This is a genomic window from Streptomyces sp. NPDC016562 (assembly GCF_043076955.1).
In the GTDB taxonomy this organism is placed as follows: Bacteria; Actinomycetota; Actinomycetes; order Streptomycetales; family Streptomycetaceae; genus Streptomyces.
The window spans coordinates 790,525-808,860 of record NZ_JBIBRZ010000002.1 but is presented as its reverse complement, the minus strand read 5'-3'; the positions used below and the strand labels follow the sequence as shown (position 1 = coordinate 808,860).

The 18,336-nt window shown below is 72.1% G+C and carries 13 protein-coding genes; 3 read left to right on the top strand and 10 right to left on the bottom strand.

Going from position 1 to position 18,336, the window contains the following annotated elements; genetic code table 11:
- Positions 1 to 28: 28 nt before the first annotated feature.
- Positions 29 to 2,455, bottom strand: coding sequence for a Tex family protein (locus tag ACF059_RS11435; protein WP_392054683.1), 2,427 nt, complete (start codon positions 2,453 to 2,455; stop codon positions 29 to 31).
- A gap of 117 nt (positions 2,456 to 2,572) precedes the next feature.
- Positions 2,573 to 3,436 carry a hypothetical protein gene (locus ACF059_RS11430; RefSeq protein ID WP_392054680.1) on the bottom strand — a complete coding sequence of 288 codons (864 nt, stop codon included), beginning with the start codon at positions 3,434 to 3,436 and terminating at the stop codon, positions 2,573 to 2,575.
- Between the two features lie 378 nt (positions 3,437 to 3,814).
- Here ACF059_RS11430 and ACF059_RS11425 point away from each other — a divergent pair, with 378 nt between their 5' ends.
- Positions 3,815 to 5,344, top strand: coding sequence for a M1 family metallopeptidase (locus ACF059_RS11425; RefSeq protein WP_392054677.1), 1,530 nt, complete (start codon positions 3,815 to 3,817; stop codon positions 5,342 to 5,344).
- Positions 5,345 to 5,359: 15 nt separating this feature from the next.
- Here ACF059_RS11425 and ACF059_RS11420 read toward each other — a convergent pair whose 3' ends face one another.
- Positions 5,360 to 6,256: an oxygenase MpaB family protein gene (locus tag ACF059_RS11420; protein WP_392054674.1), complete on the bottom strand. Its 897-nt coding sequence runs from the start codon at positions 6,254 to 6,256 to the stop codon at positions 5,360 to 5,362.
- Positions 6,257 to 6,385: 129 nt separating this feature from the next.
- Here ACF059_RS11420 and sph point away from each other — a divergent pair, with 129 nt between their 5' ends.
- A complete protein-coding gene (sph, locus tag ACF059_RS11415; protein WP_392056611.1) occupies positions 6,386 to 7,387 on the top strand; it encodes a sphingomyelin phosphodiesterase in 1,002 nt (333 codons plus the stop codon).
- A gap of 56 nt (positions 7,388 to 7,443) precedes the next feature.
- Here sph and ACF059_RS11410 read toward each other — a convergent pair whose 3' ends face one another.
- Complete coding sequence (locus ACF059_RS11410; RefSeq protein WP_392054671.1) at positions 7,444 to 9,273, bottom strand: AMP-dependent synthetase/ligase; 1,830 nt, start codon at positions 9,271 to 9,273, stop codon at positions 7,444 to 7,446.
- 85 nt (positions 9,274 to 9,358) lie between these two features.
- Between ACF059_RS11410 and ACF059_RS11405 the strand changes: the two genes are divergently transcribed.
- Positions 9,359 to 10,087, top strand: coding sequence for a MerR family transcriptional regulator (locus ACF059_RS11405; RefSeq protein ID WP_392054668.1), 729 nt, complete (start codon positions 9,359 to 9,361; stop codon positions 10,085 to 10,087).
- Positions 10,088 to 10,177: 90 nt separating this feature from the next.
- Here ACF059_RS11405 and ACF059_RS11400 read toward each other — a convergent pair whose 3' ends face one another.
- From ACF059_RS11400 to ACF059_RS11375, 6 genes are all read right to left on the bottom strand, one after another.
- Positions 10,178 to 11,083, bottom strand: a complete 906-nt coding sequence (locus ACF059_RS11400; RefSeq protein ID WP_392054665.1) for a hypothetical protein — start codon at positions 11,081 to 11,083, stop codon at positions 10,178 to 10,180.
- Between the two features lie 207 nt (positions 11,084 to 11,290).
- On the bottom strand, positions 11,291 to 13,462 hold the full coding sequence (locus ACF059_RS11395) for a 3-hydroxyacyl-CoA dehydrogenase NAD-binding domain-containing protein (RefSeq protein WP_392054662.1): 2,172 nt from the start codon (positions 13,460 to 13,462) through the stop codon (positions 11,291 to 11,293).
- Positions 13,463 to 13,519: 57 nt separating this feature from the next.
- Positions 13,520 to 14,734 (bottom strand): acetyl-CoA C-acetyltransferase, encoded by a 1,215-nt coding sequence (locus tag ACF059_RS11390; protein ID WP_366863997.1) that lies wholly within the window; start codon positions 14,732 to 14,734, stop codon positions 13,520 to 13,522.
- Between the two features lie 62 nt (positions 14,735 to 14,796).
- Positions 14,797 to 15,939: an acyl-CoA dehydrogenase family protein gene (locus ACF059_RS11385; protein WP_392054658.1), complete on the bottom strand. Its 1,143-nt coding sequence runs from the start codon at positions 15,937 to 15,939 to the stop codon at positions 14,797 to 14,799.
- A gap of 87 nt (positions 15,940 to 16,026) precedes the next feature.
- Positions 16,027 to 17,052, bottom strand: coding sequence for an LLM class F420-dependent oxidoreductase (locus ACF059_RS11380; RefSeq protein WP_366863999.1), 1,026 nt, complete (start codon positions 17,050 to 17,052; stop codon positions 16,027 to 16,029).
- Complete coding sequence (locus ACF059_RS11375) at positions 17,052 to 18,266, bottom strand: CaiB/BaiF CoA transferase family protein (RefSeq protein WP_392054655.1); 1,215 nt, start codon at positions 18,264 to 18,266, stop codon at positions 17,052 to 17,054. Before ACF059_RS11375 ends, ACF059_RS11380 begins: the two co-directional genes overlap by 1 nt.
- Positions 18,267 to 18,336: the final 70 nt, after the last annotated feature.

Genomic DNA, 18,336 nt, shown 5'->3' with positions numbered 1-18,336 from the left:
ACCGCGCCGGCCGGATTGACCTGCGCTGTTACCCCTTGCGGCGCCCCTCGGGGCTGGTGAGGCCGGCCCGGCGCAGGGCGTCCGCCATCGCGCTGTTCGCCGGGGCGGGCGCGGAGGCGCCGCCGCCGCCCTGCCGCCGGCCCTGACCGCGCTCGCCCTGACCCTGGCTTCCCTGACCGCCCTGGCCCCGCTGGCCCTGGCCGCGCTGCTGCGGCGGACGGCCGCCGCCGCCCCGCCGGTCCTCGCGCTGCCCGGGCGCCCCCGCGCCGCGCTCCGCCCCCGCCTCGTCCTCCAGCCGCAGGGTCAGCGAGATCCGCTTGCGCGGGATGTCCACGTCCATGACCTTCACGCGGACGATGTCGCCCGGCTTGACCACGTCCCGGGGGTCCTTCACGAAGTTCTTCGACAGCGCCGAGACGTGCGCCAGGCCGTCCTGGTGGACGCCGATGTCGATGAAGGCGCCGAAGGCCGCCACGTTGGTGACCACGCCCTCCAGGATCATCCCGGGAGCCAGGTCGCCGATCTTCTCCACGCCCTCCTTGAACGTCGCCGTCTTGAAGGCGGGGCGCGGGTCGCGCCCCGGCTTCTCCAGCTCCCGCAGGATGTCGGTGACCGTGGGCAGGCCGAAGGCCTCGGTGACGAACTGCTCCGGCCGCAGGGAGCGCAGGACCGAGGTGTTGCCGATCAGGGACGCGACCTCGCCGCCCGCCGTCTTGCCCATGGCCCGTACGACCGGGTAGGCCTCGGGGTGCACGGCCGAGGAGTCCAGCGGGTCGTCCCCGCCGCGGATCCGCAGGAAGCCCGCGCACTGTTCGTACGCCTTCGGGCCGAGGCGGGCCACGTCCTTGAGCCCCTTGCGGCTGCGGAAGGGGCCGTTGGCGTCGCGGTGGGACACGATGTTCTCGGCGAGCGTGCCGCTGATGCCCGAGACCCGGGAGAGCAGCGGCGCGGAGGCGGTGTTGACGTCGACCCCGACGCCGTTCACACAGTCCTCGACGACCGCGTCGAGCGAGCGGGAGAGCTTCGCCTCGGACAGGTCGTGCTGGTACTGGCCGACGCCGATCGACTTCGGGTCGATCTTGACGAGCTCGGCGAGCGGGTCCTGCAGACGGCGGGCGATGGAGACCGCGCCGCGCAACGACACGTCCATGCCGGGCAGTTCCTGCGAGGCGAAGGCGGAGGCCGAGTACACGGACGCGCCCGCCTCGGAGACCATCACCTTGGTGAGGTTCAGCTCGGGGTGGCGCGCGATGAGGTCCCCGGCGAGCTTGTCGGTCTCGCGGGAGGCGGTGCCGTTGCCGATGGCGACCAGCTCGACGGCGTGCTCCTTCGCGAGGCGGGCGAGCTTGGCGAGGGACTCGTCCCACTTGTTGGCGGGCACGTGCGGGTAGATCACGTCCGTGGCCACGACCTTGCCCGTCGCGTCGACGACGGCGACCTTCACACCCGTACGGAAACCCGGGTCCAGGCCGAGCGTCGCGCGGGTGCCCGCGGGCGCCGCGAGCAGCAGATCGCGCAGGTTCGAGGCGAAGACCCGTACGGCCTCGTCCTCGGCGGCGGCGCGCAGCCTGGTCCGCAGGTCGATGCCGAGGTGCACCTGGATCTTCGTGCGCCAGGCCCAGCGGACCGTGTCCGCCAGCCACTTGTCGCCCGGGCGGCCCCGGTCGTTCACCCCGAAGCGGCGGGCGATCATGCCCTCGTACGTGGACGGCCCTGGGGTCTCGCTCGGCTCCTCCGGCTCCAGCTCCAGCGTGAGCACGTCCTCCTTCTCGCCGCGCAGCATCGCCAGGACGCGGTGGGAGGGCAGCGCGGTGAACGGCTCGGTGAAGTCGAAGTAGTCGGCGAACTTGGCGCCCGCCTCCTCCTTGCCCTCGCGGACCTTGGCGGCGAGCCGGCCGCGGCCCCACATGCGCTCGCGCAGTTCGCCGATCAGGTCGGCGTCCTCGGCGAACGTCTCGGTGAGGATGGCGCGGGCGCCCTCCAGGGCGGCGGCCGGGTCGGCGACGCCCCGGTCGGCGTCGACGAACGCGGCCGCCGCGGCGGCCGGTTCCACCGACGGGTCGGCGAGCAGGCGCTCGGCGAGCGGCGCCAGGCCGGCTTCGCGGGCGATCTGCGCCTTGGTGCGCCGCTTGGGCTTGAAGGGCAGGTAGATGTCCTCCAGCCGGGCCTTGGTGTCGGCCGCGTTGATCCGCGCCTCCAGCTCGGCGTCGAGCTTGCCCTGCTCCCGTACGGAGTCCAGGATCGCCGCGCGCCGGTCCTCCAGCTCGCGCAGATACCGCAGCCGCTCCTCGAGGGTGCGCAGCTGGGCGTCGTCGAGCATCTCGGTCGCTTCCTTGCGGTAGCGCGCGATGAACGGCACGGTGGAGCCGCCGTCGAGCAGCTCGACGGCGGCCTTGACCTGCCGCTCCCGTACGCCGAGCTCCTCGGCGATCCTGCCTTCGATGGACATCGTCACGATCGGGTCCCGCCTGCCTTCGTTTGCACTGGAAGGCTGCCAATTGTGGCAGGTGGCGGTGACGGACGCCGGGAGACCTGTCCGTCGCCGCCCGTCAGGGCCCGCTGCGCGGCGGTGTCAGCGCTTGCCGAGGAGGTCCTGCGGGAAGGCCCCGGCGGCGAACGCCTTCATCACGAGGCCGCCGCCCAGTTCGTGCAGCCGGGCCAGGTCCTGCTCGCCGAGGTGCTCGTACGGGGCCGCGTCGAGCCGGTCGGTGTCGGCCTCCAAGCGCCCGCGGACGGCCTTGCCCTCCTCGGTGAGCTCCCCGTCCGCGTCCAGGATCCCGCGCTCGCGCAGCCGCTCGGCGGCGGCGTCCAGGTCGGACTGCTCCCAGCCGCGGATGGCCTTGAGCCACTTCGGGGTCATGCCCTTGCCGGTGGCCGTGTGGCTGACCAGGGCCTCCAGCGGGTCCAGGTCCGCGAGGAGCAGGGCGGCGAGGTGTCCGTCCCCGCGGTGCTCGCGCAGCAGGGTGGTGGCGTGCCAGAGGCGCAGGTGCGGCTCCTCGGGTACGGGGAGGTCCGCGTGGGCGGCGTAGAGCGGGCGGGCGTGCCGGGTGCAGGCCTCGGTGGCGCGCATCGCCAGGTCGGCGGCCTCGGCGAGCTCGGGCGAGGCGATGGTCTCGTCGCCGAGGAGGCGGCGCAGGGTGCTGTCGGCGGTCCGCAGGCGGGCGGCGAGCGCCTGCTCGGGGGTGGCGGTGTCCCATACGGCGGGCAGGTGCCGGGCGACGAGGTCGTGGCGGTAGTTGTAGAAGGCGGCCGTCACCACTCCCGCTCCGACGGCGCCCATGGCGGCGGACCGGTGCGCGAGGTTGACCGCGACGGGGTCGGTGATCCCGAGGGCGGCGAACTCCTTGGCGGTGTCCGGCGAGAAGTAGACGGTGGAGTGCAGCGGGTTGATCGCTGCGTGCCAGCAGTGCCGTGCGGCGAGCGGGGGAAGCGTCATGCGCCGCAGGTTACCGACTGCTTGGTATGGCGGGTAGGGGTGGGGTGGGTGGTGCGGGTCTCACGGCGGCGGGGACTGGCTTCGACGCGGGCCGGCTCCGCCGAAACCGGCGGCTCGGCACCTCGCTCGATTCAGCCATCCGCCGGGCCGGATTTCTCGCCCCCAGCGCCCCTCCCGGCGCCCTTGGGCGCGCACCGTCCTTGCAGGTCACGACCCCGCACGCCCGGCGCCGCCGGATCGGCGCCCCTCCGTGCGTGACGGCCGAATGGCGATCGTGTGACAGCAAAGGCCATGGACATGACGTGAGGCCCCAGGGGTGAATACGGTCGAGCGACAAGGCCCGAACCGATCTGTCTCCCCTACCACTTGGAGCCATTCGTGCACCGCAAAGTCATCGCCCCGAGCGTGCTCGCCGCCTCCCTGCTGCTGGTGATCCCGGCGTCGGCGGCGAGTGCCGGTCCGGGCGCCCCGGGTATCGGCGATCCCTACTACCCGGCCAGCGGCAACGGCGGATACGACGTGTCGCACTACGACCTGCGCCTGAAGTACCAGCCGCAGACCGACCTGCTCGAAGGCACCGCCACCCTCCTCGCCACCGCCACGCAGGACCTGTCCCGCTTCAACCTCGACTTCGGCCTCCAGGTCAGCGAGATCAGGGTCAACGGGGTCAAGGCGAAGTACGCCACGTCCGGCACGCAGGAGCTGGAGGTCACCCCGGCCAAGCCCCTCGCCCGCAACACCCCGCTGACCGTGGTCGTCAAGTACGCCGGGAAGCCCTCCGAGCTGAAGGTGGACGGCTGGTCGGCCTGGCAGCGCACGCCCGACGGCGGGGTGGCGGCGCAGGAGCCCGACTCGGCGGTCTGGTGGTTCCCCAGCAACGACCACCCGCTGGACAAGGCCACCTTCGACATCTCCGTGAACGTTCCCGACGGCACCCAGGCCATCAGCAACGGCGTGCTCCAGTCGCAGACTTCGCGGCTCGGCTGGACCCGGTACAACTGGCGCTCCAACAAGCCGCAGGCCACCTACCTGGCCACGCTGGCCGTCGGCAAGTTCGACATCACCACCGACAAGACGGCGAGCGGGCTGCCGATCCTCAACGCGTACAGCAAGGACCTCGGGGACAACGCGGGGGCGGCGCGCGCGAGCGTGGAGCGGACCGGTGAGGTCGCGCAGTGGCTGGAGGGGGTCTTCGGGCCGTACCCCTTCAACGCCCTGGGTGGTTACGTGCCGAACGTGAGCGCCGGCTACGCGCTGGAGACCCAGACGCGGCCGTTCTACGGGCCCCGGCAGTTCCAGAACGGCGCCAACGTCTCGGTGGTCGTGCACGAGCTGGCCCACCAGTGGTACGGCGACAGCGTGTCCGTCGACGGCTGGAAGGACATCTGGATCAACGAGGGCTTCGCCCGCTACAGCCAGTGGCTGTGGTCGGAGAAGGAGGGCGAGGGCACGGCGCAGGAGCTCGCCGACTGGGCGTACTCCACGCGCCCGGCCGAGGACCCGTTCTGGCAGGTCAAGCCGGGTGACCCCGGTCCGGAGAACCAGTTCCACGGGGCCGTCTACGACCGCGGCGGCATCGCCCTGCAGGCGCTGCGCAACCACATCGGCGACGAGAAGTTCTTCGAGATCCTCAAGGGCTGGCCGACCGAGCGCGCCTACGGCAACGCCAAGGTCGCGGACTTCGTCTCGTACGCGGAGAAGGTCTCCGGCCGGCCCCTGGCCCCGCTCTTCCAGACCTGGCTGTACACCCCCGGCAAGCCGGACGCCTCGGCGCTCAACCCGGCGGCGTCGAGCCCCGCGGCCCGCTCACTGCAGGCGGCCCCGGCGACGCGGACCGAGCCGAAGTCCTGGAAGAAGATCGCGGAGACGAACACGATCCACGAGCACGGGGAGCACGGCGGGCACTGAGCCTGAGGCACCCTTTCAGCGGGCGGCGGCGCGCCATCGGGCGCGCGCCGCCCGCGCGATGGGCAGATAGCGCAGCCGCTCCGGCAGCAGCGGTACGAGGAGCCGCAGGGCCGTGCTGAACCACCGGAGCCTGCGCTCCTGGGCCGGGCTCCACTCCAGCCCGAGCACGGCGCGCGCCTCGGGCGGCATGTACCCGACGGTCACGAAGGCCCGCAGGCGCAGGAACGCCGTGCGCAGCAGCGGCCAGGTGAGCCGCAGCAGCAGCCGCACGGGGAGGGAGCCGGTCTCGGGCCGGGGCAGGGGCGTGTCGGTGGCGACCAGCTCGCGGGCGACCCGGGTGGGCTCGATCTCCTCGGCCAGCATCCGGCGCCAGTAGACCCAGTACTCCTCGATGGTCTGGGGCATGTCCCGGTCGTGGAGCCCGAGGATCCGGCCCACCTGGAGCCACTCGCGGTAGAGCTGGCGTTCCTGGGCGGGGGTGAGGCGGCGGAAGAGGTAGCGGCCCGAGTACAGCGCGATCGGGAAGCCGGTGGCGTGCACCCAGGCGTAGCAGGCCGGATCCAGGGAGTGGTAGCGCCGCCCGCGGGTGTCGGTGCCCCGGATCTCCTTGTGCACGCGGCGGACCCGGCGGCCCTCCTCGGCCGCGGCCTCCCCGCCGTACACCCACAGCTGCACGGAGCGCAGGGAGCGCTCGCCGCGGCCCCAGGGGTCGGTGCGGAAGACCGAGTACTGGTCGACGCCGGCCCCGACGGCGGGGTGGGCGACCTGAAGGGTGAAGGCGGCGGGCAGCGACAGCAGGGAGCGGATGTCCCCCGCGGTGGTCCACAGGACCCCACCGGGCGGCGGCGGCTCGGGGTCGGTGCGAGGCCGCTGGCGGCGGGATCCGGATGCGTGGTCTGCCGTTTTCTCCATAGGACAAGTATGCGAGCGCCGGATGGCCCCGAGCCGGACAGAAAGTCGCTGCACGGGTGTTACCCAGAGGTAACCGTGGCTGCTTGGATGGCGGAGCCGATCTTCCCCGCAGGAATGCTGGAGACCCCCATGACCCACGCCTCCCCCCGCCGTCACCGCGCCGCCGCCGCGGCCCTCGCGGCGCTCGCCGCCGGCGCGCTGGTCGCCACCACGGCGCCCACGGCCAGTGCCGCCCCCTCCGCCGAGGCCGCCGCCAGCGCCCCGCGGCTCAGCGTGCTGTCGTACAACGTGTTCCTGATGAGCAAGAACCTCTACCCGAACTGGGGCCAGGACCACCGGGCGGCGCAGATCCCCAAGGCCTCCTTCTACCAGGGCCACGACGTGGTCGTGCTCCAGGAGGCCTTCGACAACGCCGCCTCGGACGCGCTCAAGGCCAACTCGGCCGCGCAGTACCCGTACCAGACCCCGGTCGTCGGCCGCGGTAAGACCGGCTGGGACGCCACGGGCGGCGCCTACTCCTCCACCACCCCGGAGGACGGCGGCGTCACGATCCTCAGCAAGTGGCCGATCGTGCGCAAGGAGCAGGTCGTCTACAAGGACGCGTGCGGCGCGGACTGGTGGTCCAACAAGGGCTTCGCGTATGTGGTGCTGGACGTCAACGGCACCAAGGTCCACGTGGTCGGCACGCACGCCCAGTCCACCGACTCGGGCTGCGCCGCGGGCGAGGCCGCGGAGATGCGCGCCCGCCAGTTCCGCTCCATAGACGCGTTCCTGGACGGGAAGAACATCCCGGCGAGCGAACAGGTCATCGTGGCGGGCGACTTGAACGTCGACTCGCGCACACCGGAGCTGGCCTCCATGCTCGCCAACGCCGACCTGGCGGACTCCGACACCCGCACGGGTCACACGTACTCCTTCGACACCGCGCTGAACTCGATCGCGAAGTACCGCTACCCGACCGACCCGCGCGAGGATCTGGACTACGTCCTGTACCGCAAGGGCAACGCCCGCCCGGCGGGCTGGGAGAACAACGTGGTCCTGGAGCAGTCGGCCCCGTGGACGGTCTCCAGCTGGGGCACCTCCTACACGTACACCAACCTCTCCGACCACTACCCGCTGATCGGGCGCTAGCCGGCGGCGCCGTGCGGCCCGGCCGTGGGGGCCGGGTCGCACCGGGCGCAGGCGGGTTACGGGGTGTCGTAGAGGGCGTCGAGCAGGGTGGCGTACTTGGCGTGGATCACGCGGCGGCGGAGTTTCAGTGAGGGGGTGAGCTCGCCGGTTTCGGGGCCCCATTCCTCGGTCAGCACGCGGTAGCGCTTGATCTGCTCGGTCCGGTTGAGGCGGGCGTTGGCCGCCTCGACCGCGCGGGCCAGCTCCTCCCGGACGGTGGGGTGTTCGGCGAGCGCGGCGAGGGTGGGGGCCTCGATGCCGCGGGCGGCGGCCCAGGCGGGGGCCAGCTCGGCGTCCAGGACCAGCAGGGCGACGAGGTAGGAACGGCCGTCGCCGTGGACCATGGCCTGGCCGATCAGGGGGTGCTCCTTGACGGTGTTCTCCACCAGCGCCGGGGAGACGTTCTTGCCGTTCGAGGTGATGATCAGTTCCTTCTTGCGGTCGGTCAGCCAGAGGAACCCGTCCTCGTCGAGCCGGCCGATGTCCCCCGTCGGGAACCAGCCCTGCGCGTCGGACGCGTTCTCCACCGAGCCGTCGGGGCGCAGATAGCCCGCGAAGACGGTCTCCCCGCGGGTGAGGATCTCCCCGTCCTCGGCGAGCCTCAGCTCCACTCCCTCGATGGGGCGCCCCACCGAGCCGAGCCGGAAGGCGTCGGGGCTGTTGACCGTGCACACACCGGCGGTCTCGGTGAGCCCCCAGGCGTCCATGATGGTGATGCCCCAGCCCGCCCAGAAACGGACCACGTCGATCGGCATCGGCGCGGTGGCGCTGGCCGTCCAGGCCAGGCGGTCCAGTCCCGCCAGCCTCAGCAGCGGGTCGAGCGCCTGCTCCTTCGCCGTCGCGTACGAGGCTTCGAGCGCGGCCGGCACCTCCTCTCCGCGCTCGCGGTGCCCGGCCCGGGCGCGGGCCAGGTCGTTGGCGGCCTCGATGGCCGCGCGCTGCGCCTCGGGGAGCTGCGCGAGGACCGCGCGTACCGTGGCGGCAAGCTTCTCCCACACCCGGGGCACGCCGAAGAACTGCACGGGGTGCAGTTCGCGGACCGCCCCGGACACGGCGGTGGGGTCGGCGCACAGCCGCACGTGCGCGGCCCGCAGCAGCGGCAGGTAGATGCCGAGGACCCGCTCGGCGATGTGCGCGAAGGGCAGGTAGCAGATGTGCTCGGCGTGCTCGGGCAGGTCCACGTGCCGGTCGAGCCGGACCGCCTGGAGCATCAGGTTGCGGTGGGTGAGCCGGACGCCCTTGGGGTCGCCGGTGGTGCCGGAGGTGTAGACGACGGTCAGCGGGTCCTCCGGCCGCGTCTCCTGCCAGGCCTTCTCGAAGGCGTCGGCACGGTGGGTGCGGGCGCCGCTCGCGTACAGGGAGCCGTACGTGCGGTGCGCGCCCGCGTCGGCGGCCTCGGCCACGACGAGGCGCTCCAGGGACACGTCGGCGTCGGCCAGCAGCGGTTCCCACCGGGCGAGTTCGCGGGCGCCCTCGATGACGGCGACCCTGGCCCGGCTGTGGCGGGCTATGTGGGCGATCTGCTCGGGCGCGGAGGTCCCGTACACGGTGACGGGGACGGCGCCGAGGTGGACGAGGGCGAGGTCGCTGAGCCAGTGTTCGGGCCGGTTGCCCATCATCATCAGGACGTGCTCGCCGCGCTCGACGCCGAGGGCGGTGTAACCGGAGGCGAGGACGGCGACCTGGCGGCGGACCTCGCTCCAGGTCAGGGTCGTCCATTCGGCCGCATGGGGGCCGGCCCGCCAGGAGAGGGCGGGGAGGTCCCCGTGCTCGGCGGCGTTGCGGGCCAGCAGGGCGGGGAGCGTGATCTCCTCGGGTCGTCCGGGCAGTCGCAGGTTCGTGGTCATGGGCAGCTCCTGGCCGTTTCACATCGTTGGTGCGACAGCAATACTGTTGAACCCAAGCTGTGGAGCAGAGAGCGAGGCGCAGACGATGGCCGACCAGGCACCCGAGCCGATGCTCACCGTCGATGAGCTGGCGACGAGGGCGGGCGTCACCGTGCGCACCGTACGGTTCTACAGCACGCGCGGGCTTTTGCCTCCCCCCGTGATCGGCCCGCGTCGGGTGGGCCACTACGGGCCGGAGCACCTGTCCCGGCTGGCCCTGATCGAGGAGTTGCAGCACCAGGGCATGACCTTGTCCGCGATCGAGCGCTATCTGGACGCGCTGCCCGACGACCTGAGCGCGCACGATCTGGCGATCCACCGGGCGATGGTGGCCTCCTGGGCCCCGGACGCGGCGCAGGAGTTCTCCCGCGAGGACCTGGACAAGCGGGCGGGCCGGAGCCTGTCGGACACCGACGTGCGGCGGCTGGCGGCGATGAACGTGCTCACGGCCTCGGGCGACGGCTACCGCGTCGACGTGGGGCTGCTGCGGCTGGGGGTCGCGCTGCTCGACGTACCGATCGCGCACGAGACGATCCTCGCGGCGCGGACCGTGCTGCTGGAGCACACCAGGTCGGCGGCGCACGAGCTGACGGCGCTCTTCCGGGACGAGGTGTGGGGGCCGTTCACGCGCGACGAGAGCGATCCGGAGCGGGTGGAGTCGATGAAGGCACTGTCGGCGCACATGCAGCCGATGGTGGTGCAGGCGCTGGTGACGGCCTTCCAGCGGTCACTGAGGGAGGAACTGCGGGCGGCGTTCACCTCGGAGTCCGGGTGAACGCCGCCCGCGGGTGCGGTGGTTGCCGGTGCGGTGGTTGCCGGTGCGGTGGTTGCTGGCGCGGTGGCTCTCAAGCCGGCGCCGCCGGGCTCAGACGCCGCCTTCGATGATCGACCAGCCCGAGGAGACGTCCTTGAGCGGGCCCACGTTGGCGTAGTCGCCGCCGCTGAGCTTCGAGATCCAGGAGGTCCCGTCATTCTTGTAGAAGAACAGGCTGTCCGCGGTGCGGCCCACGACGTCCCACACGCCCGAGGTGCCGGTCTCACGGAACTCGCCGACCTTGCCGTTCGTCGCCGAGGCCAGCCGGTACCGCAGTTCGGAACCGTTCCTCGACAGCGCCAGCACCGAGTCCTTGGTCGCGACGAGCGTGCCCAGGAAGACCTCCCGGTCGCGGTTGCCCACGTTGGTGTAGACGCCGCCCGTGAGGGTCCCGAACCCGAGGTTGCTCTCGGGGAACTCGACCGATCCCCTCCTGGCCGTCGTGGCGACCGCCGTGTCGCACGAGGCCGCGATGAAGGCCCAGCCCGTGCTGAAGTTGTCGTACCGGCGCACCTCCTGGTACCTGCCGTTCTTCAGCGTGCCGGTGACGCCGCGGCCGGTGCCGGAGTTGTAGAACAGCACCGAGTCGCCCGACGCCTCGACCAGGCTCCACTTCGTCGAGAAGTCGTTGAAGCTCTCGACCCGGGTGTAGCGCCCCGCCGTGAACGTGCCGGTCTCGCCGGCCCCGGTGTCCGCGTTGTAGAGCAGCAGGGAGTCGCGGCTGGCGGCGGCGTGCGTGTAGTGGGTGGGCAGGGTGAGCGCACCGGTGTAGTGGTAGCTCCCCGCCGACAAGGTGGCGGTCCCCGCCGCGCCCGTGTCCTTGTTGTAGAACAGGATCGAGGTGTTCGGGGTGGTGTCGTTGCAGTACTGCGAAGCTGCGGTCGCGGGCGTCGCCGGAGCGGCCAGCAAGACCGCCAGGGCGGAGGTGGCGACTGCGGCGACCAGGGATTTCTTCATGGTTGCCCCGTTCTGCGCACGTGGACGGGTGATCCCCCGGGGCCGTGAACGGGCGCTCCCCGCGCCACGCCCCCAGAGGGGGCCACAGACCTTGTCCATCGTGCGCCGCATCCGGCGGCGGCGCATCTCGGAGCCTGCGCCTGCGGCGGGGGCCGCCCCGGGGAAGTCCCCGGGGCGGCCCCCGCGTTCCACGTCGCGGACCGGGTGTCAGTCCGTGTACGTCTCGCCCCGCTCGGCCTTCGCCACCAGGGAGGCGGGCGGGGTGAAGCGCTCGCCGTACTTCTCGGCGAGCTCGCGGGCGCGGGCGACGAAGCCGGACGGGCCGCCCTCGTAGCCGTTGATGTACTGGATCACGCCGCCGGTCCAGGCCGGGAAGCCGATGCCCATGATGGAGCCGATGTTGGCGTCGGCGATGGAGGTGAGCACGCCCTCGTCGAGGCAGCGGACGGTGTCCAGGGCCTCGGAGAAGAGCATGCGCTCCTTCATGTCCTCGAAGGGGATCTCGGCGTCCGGCTTGGCGAAGTGCTCGCGCAGGCCCGGCCAGATGCGGGAACGCTTGCCCGCCTCGTCGTACTCGTAGAAGCCGGCCCCACCGCTGCGGCCGGGGCGGCCGAACTCGTCGACCATGCGGTCGATGACGGTGTCGGCGGGGTGCTCGGCCCACGTCCGGCCCTCGGCCTCGAAGGCCTTGCGGGTCTCGTTGCGGATCTTGCGCGGCAGGGTGAGGGTGAGCTCGTCCATCAGCGAGAGCACCTTGGCCGGGTAGCCGGCCTGGGCGGCGGCCTGCTCGATCGACGCGGGCTCGATGCCCTCGCCGACCATCGCCACGCCCTCGTTGATGAACTGGCCGATGACGCGCGAGGTGAAGAAGCCGCGCGAGTCGTTGACCACGATCGGGGTCTTGTTGATCTGGCGGACCAGGTCGAAGGCGCGGGCGATGGCCTCGTCGCCGGTCTGCTCCCCCTTGATGATCTCCACCAGCGGCATCTTGTCCACCGGCGAGAAGAAGTGCAGGCCGATGAAGTCGGCGGGCCGCGAAACCCCTTCCGCCAGGCCCGTGATGGGCAGCGTGGAGGTGTTGGAGCACAGCAGCGCGTCCGGCTCGATGACGTCCTGGATCTCCTGGAACACCTTGTGCTTGAGGGCGGTGTCCTCGAAGACGGCCTCGATGACGGCGTCGCAGCCCGCCAGGTCGGCCGCCTCGGCGGTCGGGGTGATCCGGGCGAGCAGCTCGGCGCGCTGGGCCTCGGTGGTGCGGCCGCGGGTCAGGGCCTTGTCGAGCAGTTTCTCGGAGTACGCCTTGCCCTTGGCGGCGGCCTCGGCGGTGACGTCCTTGAGCACCACCTCGATGCCCGCGCGGGCGCAGGAGTAGGCGATGCCCGCGCCCATCATGCCGGCGCCGAGGACGGCGACCTTGCGGACCGGGCGCGGCTCCACGCCCTGGGGGCGGCTGCGGCCCGCGTTGACGGCCTGGAGGTCGAAGAAGAACGCCTGGATCATGTTCTTGGCGGTCTGTCCGGTGACCAGCTCGGTGAAGTAGCGGGCCTCGATGGTCAGAGCGGTCTCGAAGTCCACCTGGGCGCCCTCGACGGCGCAGGCCAGGATGTTGCGCGGCGCGGGGTACGGGGCCCCGTTCAGCTGCTTCTTCAGGTTGGCCGGGAAGGCCGGGAGGTTGGCGGCGAACCGCGGGTTGGACGGCGTACCGCCCGGGATCTTGTAGCCCGGTACGTCCCAGGGCTGCTTAGACTCCGGGTTCGCGTCGATGAAGGCGCGGGCCTTGGCGAGCATCTCCTCGGGGGTCGCGGCCAGTTCGTGGACCAGGCCGTTGTCCAGGGCGCGCTGGGGGCTGTACTGGGTCCCCTGGAGCAGGACCTTGAGCAGGGCGTCGGCGATGCCCATCAGGCGCACGGTGCGCGTGACGCCGCCGCCGGCCGGGAGCAGGCCGAGGGTGACCTCGGGCAGGCCGATCTTGGAGCCGGGCGCGTCGAGGGCGACGCGGTGGTGGGAGGCCAGGCAGATCTCGTAACCGCCGCCCAGGGCAGCGCCGTTGATGGCGGCGACGACGGGCTTGCCGAGGGTCTCGATGCGGCGCAGGGACCGCTTGATCTCGGTGCCGGTGTCGAAGGCGAGCCGCGCGTGCTCGGGGCGCAGCCGGATCATGTCCTTGAGGTCGCCGCCCGCGAAGAAGGTCTTCTTCGCGGAGGTGTAGATGATGCCGCGGATGGAGTCCTTCTCGGCCTCGGCGCGGTCGGCGACCGCGGCGATGGAGTCCTTGAAGGCCTGGTTCATCGTGTTGGCGGACTGGCCCGGGTCGTCGAGGGTCAGGGTGACGACGCCGGTCTCGTCCTGTTCCCAGCGGATCGTGGTGGACTCGCTCATGTTCGCTACTTCCGTGTCGGAGGGGTCGGGGGCCGGTGGCCGGGGATACAGGACGGTTCAGAGCCGCTCGACGACGGTGGCGACGCCCATGCCGCCGCCGACGCAGAGGGTGACGAGCCCGTAGCGCTTGTCCTGGCGCTCCAGCTCGTCGATCACGGTGCCGAGGATCATCGCGCCGGTGGCGCCGAGCGGGTGGCCGAGCGCGATGGCGCCGCCGTTGACGTTGACCTTGTCCAGGGACAGGCCCATGTCCGCGACGAAGCGCAGGACGACGCCGGCGAAGGCCTCGTTGATCTCGACGAGGTCGATGTCGTCGATGGTCAGCCCGGCCTTGGCGAGGGCCTTGCGGGTGGCGGGGGCGGGGCCGGTGAGCATGATGGTCGGCTCGGAGCCGGAGACGGCCGCCGAGACGATGCGGGCGCGCGGGGTCAGTCCGGCCCGCTCGCCCGCCTCGCGGGAGCCGATGGCGACGAGGGAGGCGCCGTCGACGATGCCGGAGGAGTTGCCCGCGTGGTGGACGTGGTCGATCTTCTCGACCCAGTGGTACTTCTGCAGCGCGACGGCGTCGAAGCCGCCGAGGTCGCCGATGTCCGCGAAGGACGGCTTGAGCTTGGCGAGGGTGTCGGCGGTGGTGCCCGGGCGGACGAACTCGTCGTGGTCCAGGACGACCAGGCCGTTGCGGTCGGTCACGGGGACGACCGACTTGGCGAAGCGGCCCTCCTTGATGGCCGCGGCGGCGCGCTCCTGGGAGAGGGCGGCGTACTCGTCCACGTCGCGCCGGGAGAATCCGCCGATGGTGGCGATCAGGTCGGCGCCGATGCCCTGCGGGACGAAGTTGACGTCCCAGTTCGTCATCGGGTCGTTGAACCAGGCACCGCCGTCGGAGGCCATCGGGACGCGGGACATGGACTCCACGCCACCCGCCAGGACCAGGTCCTCCCAGCCGGAACGGACCTTGGCGGCGGCGAGGTTGACGGCTTCCAGGCCGGAGGCGCAGAAGCGGTTCTCCTGTACGCCGGCCACCGTGTCCGGGAGCCCCGCGGCGATGGCCGCGATACGGGCGATGTCGGAGCCCTGGTCGCCGACCGGGCCGACGACGCCGAGCACGATGTCGTCGATGGCGGCGGGGTCCAGGCCGGGGTTGCGCTCGCGCAGGGCGTGGATGAGTCCGACGACCAGGTCGATCGGCTTGGTGCCGTGCAGGGCGCCACTGGCCTTGCCTCGGCCGCGCGGGGTGCGGATCGCGTCGTATACGTAAGCTTCGGTGCTCACTGGTCAAGCCTTTCGGAGGTGTTCGAGGGGGAGGGGTCAAGGGAGGGGTCGGCGGGGGGGGATCAGCCGAGCAGGGAACGGCCGATGATCTCCTTCATGATCTCGGTCGTGCCGCCGTAGATGGTCTGGATGCGGCCGTCGGTGAAGGCCCGGGCGACCCGGTATTCGGTCATGTATCCGTATCCGCCGTGCAGTTGCAGGCAGCGGTCGGCGACGCGCTTTTGCAGTTCGGTGGCCCACCACTTGGCCATGGAGGCGTGTACGTGGTCCAGTGCGCCGTTCGCGTGGTCGGTGATGCACCGGTCGAGGAAGGTCCGGGTGACGGCGACCTCGGTGGCCATCTCCGCGATCTCGAAGCGGATGTGCTGGAGCTTGGAGAGCGGACGCCCGAAGGCCTCGCGCTCCTTCACGTACTGGATGGTGATCTCCAGGAGGTACTCGGCGGCGGCGATGCCGGCCATCGCGATGCCCATCCGCTCCTGCGCGAGATTGGTCATCAGGTGGACGAAGGCGCCGTTCAGTTCGCCGAGCAGGTTCTCCTTCGGGACGCGTACGTCGTGGAAGAACAGCTCGGCGGTGTCCTGCGCCTTCTGGCCGATCTTGTCGAGGTTGCGGCCGCGCTCGAAGCCCTCCGCGCCGCGCTCGACGACCAGCAGCGACAGGCCGTGGGCCCCGCCCTCCGGTGTGGTCCTGGCGACGACGATCACCAGGTCCGCGAGGATGCCGTTGGAGATGAAGGTCTTGGAGCCGTTGAGCACCCAGTGGTCGCCGCGGTCCTCGGCGGTCGTCCGGATGCCCTGGAGGTCCGAGCCCGCGCCGGGCTCGGTCATCGCGATGGCGGTGATGGTCTCCCCCGAGCAGAAGCCGGGCAGCCAGCGGCGCTTCTGCTCCTCGGTGGCCAGCGAGGTCAGGTAGGGCCCGATGATGTCGTTGTGCAGGCCGATGGCCAGGCCGGGGGCGCCCGCGCGCGTGAACTCCTCGGCGATCACGGCGGCGTAGCGGAAGTCCGGGTTCCCGCCGCCGCCGTACTCCTCCGGGACGGCCAGGCCCAGCAGCCCCTGCCGGCCCGCGGCCCGCCAGGCCTCACGGCTGACGATGCCGTCCTTCTCCCACTGCTCGTAGTGCGGCAGCACCTCCTTGGTGAGGAAGGTGCGTACGGTCTCGCGGAACGCCTCGTGGTCGGCGTCGAAGATCTGGCGTTGCATCGGGGGCTCCCAAGGGGGGTGTCTTGCCGGTCGGGCCGGATCGGTGAGCGCGGTGTCCGGGGACGTCGGTGGTCCACACGACGCCCCCTACAGCCAGTTCTTGACGGTTTCGATCAGGCGGGCGGGGTCCTCGCCCACGGGGGTGACGTTGAGCATCGTGACGCCCGCCTCGCGGAAGGCCTCGATCCGCTCGCGCACGTAGCCCGCGGGCCCGCACAGGGTCATCAGCTCGCAGAACTCGTCCGGGACGGCGGCCGCCGCGTCCCGCTTGCGGCCCGCCAGGTAGAGCTCCTGGATCCTGCGGGCCTCTTCCCCGTAGCCGTAGGCCACGGCCAGGTCGTTGTAGAAGTTCTTGCCGACCGCGCCCATGCCGCCGACGTACAGCGCGATCTGCGGGCGCGCCAGATCCCGTACGGCGGCCGCGTCCTCGCCGATGGCGAGCAGGCCGCCCGCGACGGTCTGGAGCGGGCCCAGCTCCGGCGGCCTCTTCGCCGCGCCCTCGGCGAGGGGGTCGCCCCACACCGCGGCGGCCTTCTCGGGGATGAAGAGGGTGGGGAGCCAGCCGTCCGCGATCTCGGCGGTCATGCGCACGTTGGCCGGACCGAGCGCGGCGATGTAGACGGGGATCCGGGGGCGGACGGGCCGGGTGAGGATCTTCAGCGGCTTGCCGTGCCGGCCGCCCTTCTCCGGCGGCAACGGCATGTCGGTGAGGCCGTGGTGGTCGATCGTCTCGCGGCGCCAGATGCGGCGGCACAGCTCGACCGTCTCGCGGGTCCGGCCGAGCGGCTTGTCGTACGGCTTGCCGTGCCAGCCCTCGACGACCTGCGGGCCGGAGGCGCCGAGGCCGAGCAGCGCCCGGCCGCCCGAGAGCGCGTCCAGCCCGGCGGCGGTCTGGGCGATGAGGCCGGGGGTGCGTGAGTAGACGTTGAGGATCGCGGAGCCGATCTTGAGCCGCTCGGTGCGCGCGGCGAGGTAGCCCATGATCGTCGGGGCGTCGAAGCCCCACGCCTCGGCCACCCACACGGCGTCGAGCCCCGCCGCCTCCAGAGCCGCCGCCTCGTCGGCCGCCCGGCGCGGATCCCCGGCGTAGTCGAGCATCATGGACAGTTCCATCAGCCCTCCTCCTTCAGGAGGGACGGTACGTCCCAGTCCGCGGCCACCGACCGGACGTGCGCACCCGGCCGGGCCGGGCCGCTGCCGACGGCGACCGGCGTCGCCGAGAACCGCGGGGCGGGGGCGGGCTGCACGATCCCGCCGAAGTCGGTGAAGGTCCCCCGGGCGGCCAGGTGCGGGTGATCGGGGGCCTCGCGCAGGGACAGTACGGGCGCCACGCAGGCGTCGGTGCCCTCGAAGAGCGCCGTCCACTGGGCCCGCGTACGGGTCTTGAAGCGTGCGGCGACCGCGTCGCGCAGCTCGCCCCAGCGGGCGACGTCCTTGCGGGCCGGGGCCTGGCCCCCGATGCCGAGGAGCTCCACGAAGGTGTCGTAGAACTGCTGCTCCAGGGCGCCGACGGCCATGTACTGGCCGTCGGAGGTCTCGTAGGTGCCGTAGAAGGGGCAGCCGCCGTCGAGGAGGTTGGCCCCGCGGCGGTCCTGCCAGCCGCCCGCCGCCATCATTCCGTGGATCATGGCGGTGAGGTGCGCGGTGCCGTCGACGATGGCCGCGTCCACGACCTGGCCGGTCCCGGTGGTGCGGGCGTGCTGGAGCGCGGCGAGGACCCCGATCACCAGGTAGAGCGAGCCGCCCGCGTAGTCCCCGACGAGGTTGGCGGGGACGGCCGGGGGCCCGTCCGGGTCACCGATCATGCCGAGGGCGCCGGTGACGGCGATGTACGCGATGTCGTGCCCGGCGCTCTGCGCGAGCGGCCCCTCCTGGCCCCAGCCGGTCATCCGCCCGTAGACCAGGCGCGGGTTGCGGGCGTGGCAGTCGGCGGGGCCGACCCCGAGCCGCTCGGCGACCCCGGGGCGGAAGCCCTCCAGGAGGACGTCGGCGCGCTCGGCCAGATCGAGGACGCGGGCGGGGCCGTCGGCGGACTTGAGGTCGACCAGGACGGACCGCTTGTTGCGGTTGGTGACGTCGTAGGCGGGGTCGACCGCGAGCCCGCCGCCGCCGGGCCGGTCGACCCGTACGACGTCCGCGCCCAGGTCGGCGAGGAGCATGGCGGCGAACGGCCCCGGGCCGATGCCGGCCAGTTCGACCACGCGGACTCCGGCGAGCGGGCCGCTGCGGCCGGCGCTCGCGCCCGCCGTCCCGAGGCCGTCGCCGGCGCCGCTGCCGCTCCTGCCGCCCTCGGCGTCGCCGTCTGCGCCGTTCCCTGTCACTGCCATCGAGCCCCCAGCGTCTCTGCTGTGCATCGTGTGCGACTGTGTGACACAACCGATGTAACACCAGTGATGC